Annotated in this window: 12 protein-coding genes; 6 read left to right on the forward strand and 6 right to left on the reverse strand. The window is 59.0% G+C overall.

Annotated features, from left to right (window positions below; translation table 11 throughout):
• Positions 1 to 97 precede the first annotated feature (97 nt).
• Positions 98 to 2332: a DNA internalization-related competence protein ComEC/Rec2 gene (locus tag ACIOWA_RS12115; RefSeq protein WP_401159979.1), complete on the reverse strand. Its 2235-nt coding sequence runs from the start codon at positions 2330 to 2332 to the stop codon at positions 98 to 100.
• 136 nt (positions 2333 to 2468) lie between these two features.
• Between ACIOWA_RS12115 and ACIOWA_RS12120 the strand changes: the two genes are divergently transcribed.
• Complete coding sequence (locus ACIOWA_RS12120) at positions 2469 to 2987, forward strand: DUF2062 domain-containing protein (RefSeq protein ID WP_339430801.1); 519 nt, start codon at positions 2469 to 2471, stop codon at positions 2985 to 2987.
• Positions 2988 to 3062: 75 nt separating this feature from the next.
• On the opposite strand, the gene ACIOWA_RS12125 is transcribed toward ACIOWA_RS12120, so the two are convergent.
• From ACIOWA_RS12125 to ACIOWA_RS12140, 4 genes are all read right to left on the reverse strand, one after another.
• The gene (locus tag ACIOWA_RS12125; protein ID WP_339430802.1) at positions 3063 to 3842 is read right to left on the reverse strand and encodes an ABC transporter permease; all 780 of its coding nucleotides are present in this window, start codon (positions 3840 to 3842) and stop codon (positions 3063 to 3065) included.
• Positions 3839 to 4771 carry an ABC transporter ATP-binding protein gene (locus ACIOWA_RS12130; RefSeq protein WP_339430803.1) on the reverse strand — a complete coding sequence of 311 codons (933 nt, stop codon included), beginning with the start codon at positions 4769 to 4771 and terminating at the stop codon, positions 3839 to 3841. Before ACIOWA_RS12130 ends, ACIOWA_RS12125 begins: the two co-directional genes overlap by 4 nt.
• A gap of 136 nt (positions 4772 to 4907) precedes the next feature.
• Positions 4908 to 5531, reverse strand: coding sequence for a glutathione S-transferase family protein (locus ACIOWA_RS12135; protein ID WP_401159982.1), 624 nt, complete (start codon positions 5529 to 5531; stop codon positions 4908 to 4910).
• Between the two features lie 43 nt (positions 5532 to 5574).
• Positions 5575 to 6234: a transglutaminase family protein gene (locus tag ACIOWA_RS12140; RefSeq protein WP_401159985.1), complete on the reverse strand. Its 660-nt coding sequence runs from the start codon at positions 6232 to 6234 to the stop codon at positions 5575 to 5577.
• 248 nt (positions 6235 to 6482) lie between these two features.
• Between ACIOWA_RS12140 and ACIOWA_RS12145 the strand changes: the two genes are divergently transcribed.
• Both ACIOWA_RS12145 and ACIOWA_RS12150 read left to right on the forward strand, forming a co-directional pair.
• Positions 6483 to 8930 (forward strand): acyl-CoA dehydrogenase, encoded by a 2448-nt coding sequence (locus ACIOWA_RS12145; RefSeq protein ID WP_401159987.1) that lies wholly within the window; start codon positions 6483 to 6485, stop codon positions 8928 to 8930.
• A gap of 87 nt (positions 8931 to 9017) precedes the next feature.
• On the forward strand, positions 9018 to 9425 hold the full coding sequence (locus ACIOWA_RS12150; protein WP_339430807.1) for a PA2817 family protein: 408 nt from the start codon (positions 9018 to 9020) through the stop codon (positions 9423 to 9425).
• 63 nt (positions 9426 to 9488) lie between these two features.
• Here the strand turns inward: ACIOWA_RS12150 and ACIOWA_RS12155 are convergent, their stop codons facing one another.
• Positions 9489 to 10487, reverse strand: coding sequence for a LysR family transcriptional regulator (locus ACIOWA_RS12155; protein ID WP_339430808.1), 999 nt, complete (start codon positions 10485 to 10487; stop codon positions 9489 to 9491).
• Between the two features lie 90 nt (positions 10488 to 10577).
• Here ACIOWA_RS12155 and ACIOWA_RS12160 point away from each other — a divergent pair, with 90 nt between their 5' ends.
• From ACIOWA_RS12160 to ACIOWA_RS12170, 3 genes are all read left to right on the forward strand, one after another.
• Complete coding sequence (locus tag ACIOWA_RS12160; protein WP_401159990.1) at positions 10578 to 11204, forward strand: alanyl-tRNA editing protein; 627 nt, start codon at positions 10578 to 10580, stop codon at positions 11202 to 11204.
• A gap of 89 nt (positions 11205 to 11293) precedes the next feature.
• The gene (locus tag ACIOWA_RS12165) at positions 11294 to 12064 is read left to right on the forward strand and encodes a 2OG-Fe(II) oxygenase (RefSeq protein ID WP_339430810.1); all 771 of its coding nucleotides are present in this window, start codon (positions 11294 to 11296) and stop codon (positions 12062 to 12064) included.
• Between the two features lies 1 nt (position 12065).
• Positions 12066 to 12704, forward strand: a complete 639-nt coding sequence (locus ACIOWA_RS12170) for a LysE family translocator (RefSeq protein WP_401159992.1) — start codon at positions 12066 to 12068, stop codon at positions 12702 to 12704.
• Positions 12705 to 12792 lie beyond the last annotated feature (88 nt).

Here is a 12792-nt window from a genome sequence, read left to right on the forward strand (position 1 = left end):
ACAGTCCCCTCGAAAAAGTGCGCCACTTTACCATACCGGTTCATGATTAAGACCCGCCGCCCCGACGACCGTGACGTCGCCTTCGTCCACGCCCCGATCAATGGGTCAATGACGGTGGATCACGCCAGAAACGCCGCTGTTGGCGCATTGTCCAGGGAGGCCTGAAGCGGCCCAATTGCAGATGAATGGCGCCCTGTTCAGCACTGTCATAAATGCGCAGCCCCTGTTTGCGATAGCGTGCCAGCACCGTCGGGTGGGGGTGGCCAAACGAATTCCCGCGGCCTCGGGAAATCAGCACGGCGCCGGGCTTCAACACTTTCAGCAAGGCCATCGATGAAGAACTGCGGCTGCCGTGGTGCGGCGCTTGCAACCATTGCGTCGGGACTGCCAGCGGGCTGTCGAGCAGGACACGTTCGGCATGGGTGTCGATATCGCCGGTCAGCAGCAGGCGCTCGCCGCTGGCCTCGATCTGTAATACGCAGGAGCGCTGGTTGCTGTCGCGGGCATCCGCCCATTGCCACAGGTGAAAACCGACGCCATCCCACTGCCATCGGCGGCCACTTTCACAAGCTTCGGCGTTCAGTTCGGCTGGCAGCCCCGGCGGATCGCCGCTGATGACTCGATCCACCTTCAAGTTGCGCACCACTGCCAGAGCACCACCGGCATGATCGGCATCGGCGTGGCTGAGCAGCATCAAGTCGAGCTTCTCGACCCTCCATTTGCGCAAGGCGGGCAGCACAACGCGTTCGCCGAGGTCCAAATCACCGAAACGCGGCCCGGCGTCGTAGAGCAAGGTGTGATGCCGGGTGCGGACCAGAATCGCCAGCCCTTGGCCGACGTCGAGCTGCCAGATGTCGGCCAAGCCTTCGTCCAATCGCTCGCGTGGCGGCACGACCAGAACCAGCAGTAACGGCCAGCCCAGAGGACGCATCGGTACACCGCGCGGCAGCAGTAACAGCAAGGCGCCTAGACTGCCCATGGCTAACGCCCACGCGGGAATCGACGGTGCAATCCACGCAGGCCATTGCCCGGCAACCAACGCCAAGGCTCGAAACAACCCGCCGATCAAACCGCCGGCCGCCCATAACAGGCCTTCGCCGACATACGGCACGGGTAACAATAAAGTGCCGAGCAATGCCGGCGGCAACACCACCAGACTGATCCAAGGCACCGCCAGCAAATTCGCCAACGGCCCACTCAGGCTGATCGGCAAGCTCAGCACCATCAGCACTGGACACAAACCGATTGCAATCAGCCACTGCGCCCGCGTCCAGGTTTGCCACCAACGCCAGCCTCCGAGACGACCGCCAAAGGTAAGGATCAGCACCGCCACCGCCGCGAAGGACAACCAGAAGCCGGGGCGCAAACCGGCCAGCGGATCAAGCAACAGCACGGCGTTGAACGCCAGCAACAGCGGCCACCACGCGCCGAGATGGCGAAAGCGCAAACGCCACAACAGCACCAGCCCGACCATCACGCAGGCCCGGCGCACCGGCACGTCGAATCCGGCGAGCAACCCGTAACCAAGCGCCGCGGCGAACGCCAGCGCACAGGCCCATGGCAGCCACGGCCAACGCAGCGGCCACAGCCCATAACGGGCCAACCCGGCAACCACCAGGTACATCACCGCCGCCAGCATTGCGATGTGCTGGCCGGAAATCACCAGTAAATGGACGGTGCCGGTGTCCTGCAGAATCTGCCAATCGTCGCGGCTGAGCCCAGAGCCATCGCCCAGCACCAGCGCGGCCAATGCACCGGCCCGACCCTGAGCGTCCACCGCGAGCAAGCGCTGACGAATGCTGTCGCGCCACGCCCACCGCGCCTCGGCCAAACGCCGGCCATCCTTGATCGTACCGGTCGCACCGATGCGTTGCGCCAGCAGCCAGGCTTCGTAATCGAAGGCATCCGGATTGAGCAAACCGGCCGGGCGTTTGAGCTTGACCGCCAGGCGCCAGCGCTCGCCACTGTTGACTGGTGGCCCGGCGTACCAGGCCAGACGCATCAGTGACGGCAGTTTCTCGTGACGCGAGCGCGTATCAGCCAATTCGAAACGCACCACACCGTCGCCATTGTGCGGCAGACCAACCACCCGCCCCTCAAGCCAGCGAGTTTCGCCGTCCAGACGGGTTGAAAGTCGCTCATCCAGCGCCCATTGCGCGCCGACGCAGGCCCAAGTGAAACCAAACAATAAAAATGCCAATGGATAGCTGCGAAACGGCAGCAACATCAACCCCACCACCGCCAGCAACACGGCCAACCCGACCGGCGGCAAAGCCGGCAAAACTATCGGGGCCAGCAGACCGACTGCCAACGCCATCATCCCTGTGCGCATAAGCCCGTCCTTGAGAGTCGCGCACTTAGGCATAGCGGGTCTTGGGCACGACCGTCGTCAACAATTGTCACAAAGTCTGAATGGGCGGTTCGTAGAATCCAGACATACTTGCCGCCTTAATCGACCGAGAAGCCTTATGCCCCGGCGCTTATTCAAACGCTACATGCCCGACCCAACGAGGATCAGGGAACACAAATCCTTACGATTTCTCGGCAAGTTGCTGCATGACCCGAACCTCTGGCACCTCAATCGCCACTCGGTCGCTCGAGCAATGGCAGTGGGTCTGTTTACCGCATTCCTACCGATCCCGTTGCAGATGCTGGTGGCCGCAGCGCTGGCAATCAAGGTGCGCGGCAACCTGCCAATTGCTGTGAGCCTGGTCTGGCTGACCAATCCGATCACCATGCCAGCGGTGTTTTTTTGCACTTATAAGGTGGGTGCGTGGCTGATGGACGTGCCGATACGGCATTTGCCCGATCAACTGACCTGGGAATGGATAAGCGGTGAGCTGTCGACGTTGTGGCAACCGTTTTTGCTCGGTTCGGTGCTGTCCGGGTTGGTGCTGGGCGCCCTCGCCTACTTCGTGGTCATGATGTATTGGCGCTGGTGGGTCGCACGGCAATGGGCGCGGCGCAAGAAAAACCGAACGCCTTGAATGCAAAACGGCCTGCGCAATGGAGGCCGTTTTTTGTGGTGCCCGGACTAGCCAGGCATGCAACTGGGCATAGCGTCAGGTCCGCATCCCGCGCCCGCTCACCAGTAAACGCGCGCAACCGAAATACAACACCACCGTCGCCACCAGCATGAAGGTGATCGCAATACCGATGCGGATATCCGAAACACCGAGGATGCCGTAGCGGAAGGCGTTGACCATGTGCAGCACCGGATTGGCCAGCGACACCGTCTGCCAGAACGGCGGCAGCAAAGTGATCGAGTAGAACACGCCGCCCAGATACGTCAGCGGTGTCAGCACGAAGGTCGGGATGATCGAAATATCATCGAAATTGCGCGCAAACACGGCGTTGATAAAGCCCAGTAACGAGAAAATCGTCGCCGTCAGCACCACCACCAGAAGGGTCACGCCCAGGTGATGCACCTGCAAGTGGGTAAAGAACAGCGACAGGAGGGTGACGATCACACCCACCATCAACCCGCGCAGCACGCCACCACAGGTATAGCCGATCAGGATTGTGTGCGGCGAGACCGGCGAGACCATCAACTCTTCGATGGAACGCTGGAACTTGCTACCGAAGAAGCTCGACACCACGTTGCCGTAGGAGTTGGTGATCACCGACATCATGATCAGCCCCGGCACGATGTACTCCATATAAGTGAAGCCACCCATGTCGCCGATCTGCCGACCGATCAGGTTACCGAAGATCACGAAGTACAGAACCATGGTGATCGCCGGCGGCAGCAGGGTTTGCGGCCAGATCCGGGTGAAGCGTTTGACCTCGCGGTAAACAATGGTTTGGAGCGCGACGAGGTTGGGACGGAATTCGGAACTCATACCGCCACCTTCGACAGATTTTTCTCCACCAGGGACACGAACAGCTCCTCAAGGCGATTGGTTTTGTTGCGCAGGCTCAACACTTCGATGTTCTGCAGAGCCAGTTGGCCGAACAACGCGGTGATGCCCATGGATTTGTCGACCTGCACCTCCAGCGTGTGTGCATCCACCAAACGGGACGGATAGCCGACCAGTTGCGGCGCGACGCTCAAATTGCCCTTGAGGTCGAGCAGGAAGGTTTCCACATGCAGTTGGCCGAGCAACTGACGCATGCTGGTGTTCTCGACAATCGTGCCGTGGTCGATGATGCCGATGTTGCGGCACAACTGCTCAGCCTCTTCCAGATAATGCGTGGTGAGGATGATGGTGATGCCTTTCTGGTTCAGTTCGGTGAGGAACGTCCACATCGAACGACGCAGTTCAATGTCGACGCCGGCCGTCGGTTCGTCGAGGATCAACAGGCGCGGCTCATGCACCAGCGCCCGAGCAATCATCAAGCGGCGCTTCATGCCGCCCGACAGCGAACGCGAAGGCACATCGCGCTTGTCCCACAGGCCGAGCTGGGTCAGGTACTGCTCGGCACGTTCCTTGGCGATTTTCGCCGCAATGCCGTAGTAACCGGCCTGGGTCACGACGATGTCGAACGTCTTTTCGAACTGGTTGAAGTTGAATTCCTGGGGCACTACGCCGATCGAGCGCTTAAGCGCGGCCGGGCTCTTGTCCAGGTCATTGCCAAAGATATTCACCGTGCCGCTGGTCTTGTTCACCAAGGTGGAAAGAATGCCGATGGTCGTGGATTTGCCGGCGCCGTTGGGGCCGAGCAAGGCGAAAAAATCACCTTCGGCGACGTCCAGATCGATACCACTCAAGGCCTGGAACCCGTTGCCGTAGGTTTTGGTTAGCTGCCGGATGGACAGAGCGGAACTCATATCTGATTTACGCACCATGGTGAAGGGAGGAAAGAGAGAAATAAGGGCAAGCGGCGAGGGATACAACCGCAGCGCAAGAGCGCAATGGTGCTTGCCCCCGCCGCACAAGTACAGTCAAGTGTGTCGATAGTAATTATCAAGTCAACGCGGTCATGACGGCTTTTTTGTAGGCCGGACGCTGTTTGAGCCGCTCGTACCAAGCTTGCAGATGCGGTTGCGGAGCCCGCTTGATGGGCATCTCGAACCAGGCATAAATGAAACTGCCGAGCGGAATATCGCCCATGCCGATTTCTGTTCCGCCGAGGTAAGGCTGGCAGGCCAAAGCAGCGTCGGCCATGCTCAAAAGCTCGTTACATTGCGTGATCGCCGCGTCGATAGCCGCCCAATCCTGCTGGTCGGCCGGTGTCCGCAAAACGCCCCAGAACACGGTGCGGAAGGGACCGGCAAAACTCGAAGTGGTCCAGTCCATCCACTTGTCAGCGATAGCCCGGGCTTGTGGGTCTGCCGGGTACCAGGCACTGTCAGGCGCATGTTTGGCCAGCAGATAGCGGACGATGGCGTTGGACTCCCACAGCACAAAACCGTCGTCTTCGATCACCGGCACCCGGCCATTCGGATTCATCGCCCGGTACTGCGGCGTGTCGACCACACCGAACGCGCCACCCGCATCGATCGCCTCGTAAGCCAGGCCGAGTTCTTCGGCGGCCCACAATGGCTTCCTGACATTCGATGAGTTTTTCCGTCCCCAGATCTTCAGCATGACCGCCTCTTTGCAAATGCGTGGGCAGGCAGCATACGCCGGATCAGAGGCGGCTGACATTACTCTGCATGTCGCCCAATAGTGGCGGCTGTTGATCGCCGAACAGGTGCGGATAACATTTTTCCAGATGCTCAAAGAAGAAGGTTTGCGGCACATCGGCGAACTGGCCGTGATCGATCAGGTACTCCATCAACTGCGCACCGTCCCGGTTGTACGGGTGGAAAACACTGTCGTTGATACCGTCAAAATCCAGTGGCACGACGTTGAACAGTTCGCAGAGTTTCTGGTTAAACGCAGGCGTCGCCTTGACCCAGCGATCACCAAGAAACAGCTCGGTGTAACCGTGCATGGCGAACACATCGCTCTTGAGCAGTTCAAGCAAACGCGGGGTCGACAGATGATTGCGCACATCCGCCAGACCGATGCGTGCCGCAATCGCGCAATGTCGCGCGCAAGCGGCCAGCAGCGTGGCTTTCGGCACGCAATAGCTCTCTCCCGTTGCCAAAGCGTAACTGCCGCGCAACGTCTGCGGATCCCGACTGAAGGTGTAAGGGTTGTAGCGCACCGCCTCGCGCACGGCGTAGTAGAGATTGATCGCCTGCTTGAGCGGATCACCGCTGGCGCCACGGTGCTGTTCGGCGAACTCCACCACCGCCGGGTGGTCACTATCGATGAAGCGGCCGGGACTCAGATACTCGTGCATGACGGCAATCTCCTGGGTGAGCCCCGAGTCTAGCGACCGCTCAAGCACAGAGATAACGACGTTTCGGCCAAACATGCACGCAAAGTTGCGCAATGAACGAACGATTTCCCACGCGTGTTGCCCACCGAACCTACGAAAACCGTCAGAGGTTTCCCACGATTTCAATCACCATGGTCTGACCACCCGGTTTTACAGATGCCGTCTAAGCTCTGAAGGGTCGATTTTCCTTGGTTCACGGAGGACTGAATATGCTGTTGTTGTGGATACTGGTTTTGGTCGTTGGCGTGGCGTATCTCGCCCACCGGCGAATTTCCCCGCTGCCCGCATTGGGCATCGTTGCCGTCTACCTGCTGGCGATGGGGATTTTCAGCCACGCACCGGGCTGGCTGTTGCTGGTGCTCTGGATCGTACTGGCGATGGTGGCCGCGCCATTGGTGCTGCCTGACCTGCGCCGCCAATATTTCAGTGCGCCGCTGTTCAACTGGTTCCAGAAAACCCTGCCGCCGATGTCGCAGACCGAACGCGACGCGATCGATGCCGGCACCGTCTGGTGGGATGGCGAGCTGTTCAGCGGTCGTCCGGACTGGGAAAAACTGCTGTCCTATCCCAAGGCGCAACTGAGCGAAGAAGAACAGGCCTTTATCGATGGTCCGACCGAAGAGCTCTGCGCGATGGTCACTGACTGGCAAATCGGCCAGTCGATGGATCTGCCGCCCGAAGCCTGGGCGCATATCAAGGAACACGGCTTTTTCGCCCTGATCATTCCCAAGGAATTCGGCGGCAAGGGCTTTTCCGCCTATGCCCACTCGCAAGTAGCGATGAAACTTGCGACCCGCAGCGGCGATCTCGCCTCCACCGTGATGGTGCCCAACTCCCTCGGCCCGGCAGAACTGCTGCTGCATTACGGCACCGACGAACAACGCAATCACTACCTGCCACGGCTGGCCCGTGGCGACGACATCCCGTGCTTCGCCCTCACCGGCCCGCTCGCCGGTTCCGACGCAGGCGCGATGCCGGACACCGGGATCATCTGCAAAGGCCAATGGGAGGGTCAGGAAGTCCTCGGCCTGCGCCTTAACTGGGAAAAGCGCTACATCACACTGGGTCCGGTCGCCACGTTGCTCGGCCTCGCGTTCAAAGCGTATGACCCGGATCACCTGCTGGGCGACAAGGAAGACCTGGGTATCAGCCTTGCGCTGATTCCAACCGATACCGCAGGCGTGGAGATTGGTCGCCGTCACCTGCCACTGGGCGCTGCGTTCATGAACGGCCCGAACTCGGGCAAAGACGTGTTCATCCCGCTGGACTTCCTGATCGGCGGCCAGGAGATGCTCGGCAAAGGCTGGATGATGCTGATGAACTGCCTGTCGGTCGGCCGTTCGATCTCGCTGCCGGCAGTCGGTACCGGTGCAGCCAAGTTCACCAGCCTGGTGACCGGGCAATACGCGCAGATTCGTGAACAGTTCAATGTGCCCCTGTCGGCCTTCGAAGGCATACAGGAAGCCATGGCGCGCATCGGCGGTAACGCGTGGATGATGGACGCTGCGCGAATGCTGACCGCCAACGCGGTCGATCTGGGCGAAAAACCGTCAGTCCTGTCGGCGATCCTCAAGTACCACCTGACCGAACGCGGCCGTGAATGCATCAGCCACGCCATGGACGTACACGGCGGCAAGGCGATCATCATGGGCCCGAACAACTACCTCGGACGTAGCTGGAACGGCGCGCCGATCTTCATCACCGTGGAAGGCGCGAACATTCTCTCGCGTAACCTGATGATCTTCGGTCAGGGTGCGATTCGTTGCCATCCGTTCGTGCTCAAGGAAATGGCCCTCGCCGGCCGCGAGGACAAGGATCAGGCATTGAAAGAATTCGACGGCCTGCTGCTCAAGCATATCGGTTTCGCCGTGAGCAATGCCGCCAGCACCCTGGTGTTGAACCTGGGTTTGGGCCACTTCGAACCTGCGCCGGGCGACAAGATCAGTCAGGGTTACTTCCGCGCGCTCAATCGTCAGGCGGCAGCCTTTGCCATGCTCGCCGACTTCAGCATGATGCTGCTGGGGGGCGAACTGAAACGCCGCGAGCGTCTCTCGGCACGTCTTGGCGATGTGCTGAGCAACCTGTATCTGGGGTCCGCTGCGCTCAAGCGTTTTCACGATCTGGATTCGCCAGGGTATATGGAACCGCTGTTGCGCTGGGCCATGGAAGAAAGCCTTTTCCAGTCGGAGCGTGCTCTCGATGAGCTGCTGAGCAATTTCCCGAACAAGATATTTGGCTGCATTTTGCGGGTCATCGTGTTTCCGTTCGGCCGGCGCCACAAAGGCCCATCGGACAAACTCGGTGCCGAAGTGGCGAGCATTATTGGTCGAACCAAAGGCGATCCGGCGCTGGAAGAGTTGCTTGCCGGCTGCTATCGCCCGCAATCGGCAGAGGATGCCGTCGGCGCACTGCAACACGCCAGCGACCTGCTGAGTGCTGTGCAACCGCTGCAGAAAAAACTGCACACTTCGTTGAAAAGCGGTCAGGTCAAACCGGTCGCCGGCGAAAACGCGATCGATGCAGCGCTTGAGGCTGGGGTTCTCCAGGCAGCGCAAGCGCAGAGCCTGCACGAAGCCGAAGCGGCACGGCGCAAGGTGATCGATGTCGATGATTTCGACAAAGAGCAGTTGGTGCTGGCCGACGGCAAAGTCCGCTAATCCTTCAACGTGTAGCCGTTTATTTGTGAAAAACGGGCGCAGGGGCTTTATACTCCCGCGCCCGTTTTGCTCTTGAGGACTTATCTCGTGTCCAACGTCGTCGCCGACCATCTTGTTTTGCTCGACCACCTGCGCAGTATTCTGGTCGCCGTAGGTGAGGCCGATCAGGTTCCCGAAGAAAGCCACGCCCTGTTCCTGGAGCGCTTCGACGAATTGCTGGCGTCACTGCCGATCGATCCGATCGAAAGCCAATACCTGGGCCAGGACATCCTGACTCAAGTGATTACTCGCTATCCGCAAATTGCCCACCTGATCCCACGGGATCTGCTGTGGTTCTTCGGTGGCGACTGCCTGCACTACCTGGCCGATGAAGAAATCGACCTGTATCAGGCCCTGGAAGAACGCCGCTACGAAGCCGAACAAAACGACGAACCGTTCGACTGGAATCAGGAAAAGCAACTGATGGCAATGTCCGCTCAGGACAGCAAGCACTGATTTTCTTTCGGTAATGAAAAGGCCCGCCTGGTTGTCCAGGCGGGCCTTTTTTTTGAGTTGCCGTTAGAGCAGCCCTTCACTCTCAGGCAATTCATAGACCATCGCAGCATTACTCGCACCGCCCGATTTACCGGGCTTGCTCAAGGTCGGCTCCTTCTCCAGGCACTCCACCAGGTAGTCGATGAACACCCGCAGCTTCGGCGGCAAATAACGCGTCGGCGAATGCAGCAGCCAGAGTCCGCCATGGTAAGAAGCCAGGAAGCTCCACTCTGGCAATACCTGCACAATCAACTTCTGCTCCAGGGCATACCGTGCGGTGAAGTACGGCAGGCTGCCAATTCCAATATGCTGCAACACCGCTCCCAGCCTCACGCCAGTGTGATTGGCGGCATATCGGCCACGCACGCCGACCGTCACGGCGTTGCTGCCTTTTTTGAATTTCCAGCGCGCATCGCTTGGGGTTTCCCCAAGATAAATACAGCTGTGATCGAGCAAGTCGTGAGGGTGCTTTGGCGTGCCGTTTTCAGCCAGGTATTGCGGAGTTGCGCAGAGCAAATGGTCAATCGTCAACAATTGACGCCCGACCAATCCGGCGGGTGGCCGATCGGTGATGCGAATCGCCAGATCGACATGATCGTCGATCAGATCGACCTGCCGGTCTTCCAGTAACAACTCCACATCGACCTTGGGATAACGGCGCAGAAATTCGGGCATATGCGGATGAATCACGAAACGCCCCACCGCTTTCGGTACGCTGACCCGCACCAGCCCTTCAGCCTCATGGGTGAACTGGCCGCTGATTTCCATCACGGACTTGGCAGCGCTGACCATTTCCTGACAGCGCTTGAACACCTCTTCGCCCCCATCACTCAGGCGCAGTTTGCGCGTGGTGCGCTGCAGCAACCGTGTGGCCAACGCTTTTTCCAGTCGGGAAATGCTGCGGCTTATCGCTGAAGGCGACGATCCGAGTTGGCGGGCGGCTTCAGAAAAGCTGCCGGTTTCCACGACCTTGACGAAAATCGCCATTTCACCGAGTAACGGCAGCGGTAGATTTATGCTCACAGCGCACAAGTCCTTTGATGTTTGAACGGATTATCACGTTATTGCACGATTCATATAATAAAAATAGAAACTTTAATAAGGGCATGGAATATGACGCTTCGCCTCTTTTTCCATAGTGATGACCTCAAGGCCAATGTAGAAGTCCTCGACTGCACGCCCCACGAGAACGAATTCGCGGTAGAACTGCGCGCTACCCTGTTTCATCCGCAAGGTGGCGGCCAACCCTGTGATACCGGCTGGATCGGCGCAAGCCAGGTGCTGCGCGTAGTGCAAGAAGCAGATCGAATCATCCATTTCGTTGATCGACCGGTCACGCTCGGCATGACCTGTATTCGCGTCGACAAAGATCGCCGCTGCTTCAACACTCGCCTGCATTCGGCCGGGCATTTGATCGGGCACTTCGTCCAGGCCATGGGGTGGACGCCTGTCAAAGCGCACCACTGGCCGAATGAAGGCCGCGTGCAATTCAAGCCAGGTGATGCCGCACAGGAAGTTGACGCACACACCGTTCAACTCGGTATCGATCAGTGGATCGAGCACGATCTGCCACGCCTGACCTCGCTGCGCGAAGGCGCGCGGGAAATCGGTTTTGGTGAACTGCCAGCCTATGGCTGCGGTGGCACCCATGTACGAAGCCTGAAGGATCTGGGCACAGTCACGATCGCGTCCCTTTCACAGAAGAAAGGCACATTGTCCGTCCACTACAGCGTGGACTGAGCATTTTCGGACATTGCTCCGCGCAATGTCCGGCGCCGGGGAACCGCATTCGCCGGTTCCGTTGACTATCGATAGATGGACCTAAAAAAATGATGCTAGACGTCGAGCGTCTCGATGAGACGTGCATAAAAAAACTGGCCAACGAAGAAGTCCTCGCCATTCGCGTCAAAGGCTTTTTGCCCGAACCGCTGGCAATCCAGATTGGCGACAAGATTCTCGCCCCAGGCTTTGAGGGCTACATCAACGCACCGAGTATCGGCCGTATCGGTATGGCGTTTTACGAGGCGGAAAACCAGCCGCTGCTGATCGAGGATTACTTCGAACGCGCCACCAGCAACATCGCCGAACTGCGTAATCGCTGCGCCCCCTACTCTTCACCGGTCGACACACTGCGCTGCATGCTCGACGAGTCGTGGCCGGCCGGTGCGCATCTGGAAAATCTATACGGTCGCAAAATGTATGTAGGCCTGTCGCGTGTCGTAAAACCCGGCGTGTGCTTCCTCGCCCACCACGACATTTTCGCCAAGGACGCACCGGAGAGCTTTCAAGCGCGCAGCCTGGAAGCACAGTTTGCCTGCAACGTGTACCTGAACATGCCGACCGAAGGTGGCGCGTTGCAGATGTGGGACGACGACATAACGCCCGAACTGTTCGACGAAATGCGAGGCGACAGTTACGGCATCGACCCGACCCTGCTTGGACCGCCCACACTTGAGGTTCGGCCCGAACCCGGCGATTTCATCATGTTCAATTCGCGCTGCATGCACTCGGTGACTCCGGGTGTAGCGGATCCGCGCTTGAGCCTGTCCTTCTTTGTCGGCTATCGCGGCAATGCTTCACCCCTGACCTTCTGGAGCTGAAATGTTATCGAATTACCTGGGCGAGTTTCTGGCGCTGGCCACCATCCATTTTCTGGCCGTGGTCGCTCCCGGCCCCGACTTTGCGGTCACTATTCGCCAGAGTGTGCGCTTTGGCCGCTTGGTCGGGATTTGCACGGCGCTGGGCATTGGGGCGGGGATTTCCGTGCACGTTCTGTACACGCTGCTCGGTGTCGGCGCACTCATGCACACCACGCCGTGGCTGCTGACCGCGGCCAAAGTGGTGGGGGGCGCCTACATTCTGTATCTCGGTGTCAGCCTGATCCGCAGCAAACCGAAAACCACCCTCGAAGGCGAAAAAACAGCGGAGCAAACGTTGGTTGAGCAATCTCTGTTCAAGGCGTTCAGTACCGGTTTTCTGACCAATGCCACCAACCCCAAGGCGACGCTGTTTTTCCTCGCAATCTTCACCACGATCATCAGCGCCAGCACGCCCCTGCAAATCCAGGCGTTCTATGGTCTGTGGATGTGTTTTGTAAACGCGTTGTGGTTCGTCATCGTCGCGCTGTTCTTCTCCAGCAACAAAGTGCGTTTGCTGTTCATGCGCATGGGGCATTGGTTCGAACGCACCATGGGCGTCGTGCTGATTTTGTTTGCCGGCCGACTGATGCTGTCCTGGTAATCCGAACTGAAACGCAAAAGGCCCGCCGAATCTCTTCGGCGGACCTCTTTTTTTGACTGACTCGATGACTTCAATCCGTAAAGTAAAA

Source organism: Pseudomonas sp. NPDC087614, from assembly GCF_044743485.1.
Classification (GTDB): Bacteria; Pseudomonadota; Gammaproteobacteria; order Pseudomonadales; family Pseudomonadaceae; genus Aquipseudomonas; species Aquipseudomonas baetica_A.

Excerpts from the sequence above, each read along its gene's own strand:
- ACIOWA_RS12145 (WP_401159987.1), top strand. The coding sequence starts at position 6,483 with ATGCTGTTGTTGTGGATACTGGTTTTGGTCGTTGGCGTGGCGTATCTC.
- ACIOWA_RS12125 (WP_339430802.1), bottom strand. The coding sequence starts at position 3,842 with ATGAGTTCCGAATTCCGTCCCAACCTCGTCGCGCTCCAAACCATTGTT.
- ACIOWA_RS12120 (WP_339430801.1), top strand. The coding sequence starts at position 2,469 with ATGCCCCGGCGCTTATTCAAACGCTACATGCCCGACCCAACGAGGATC.
- ACIOWA_RS12135 (WP_401159982.1), bottom strand. The coding sequence starts at position 5,531 with ATGCTGAAGATCTGGGGACGGAAAAACTCATCGAATGTCAGGAAGCCA.
- ACIOWA_RS12160 (WP_401159990.1), top strand. The coding sequence starts at position 10,578 with ATGACGCTTCGCCTCTTTTTCCATAGTGATGACCTCAAGGCCAATGTA.
- ACIOWA_RS12130 (WP_339430803.1), bottom strand. The coding sequence starts at position 4,771 with ATGAGTTCCGCTCTGTCCATCCGGCAGCTAACCAAAACCTACGGCAAC.
- ACIOWA_RS12140 (WP_401159985.1), bottom strand. The coding sequence starts at position 6,234 with ATGCACGAGTATCTGAGTCCCGGCCGCTTCATCGATAGTGACCACCCG.
- ACIOWA_RS12165 (WP_339430810.1), top strand. The coding sequence starts at position 11,294 with ATGATGCTAGACGTCGAGCGTCTCGATGAGACGTGCATAAAAAAACTG.
- ACIOWA_RS12115 (WP_401159979.1), bottom strand. The coding sequence starts at position 2,332 with ATGCGCACAGGGATGATGGCGTTGGCAGTCGGTCTGCTGGCCCCGATA.
- ACIOWA_RS12170 (WP_401159992.1), top strand. The coding sequence starts at position 12,066 with ATGTTATCGAATTACCTGGGCGAGTTTCTGGCGCTGGCCACCATCCAT.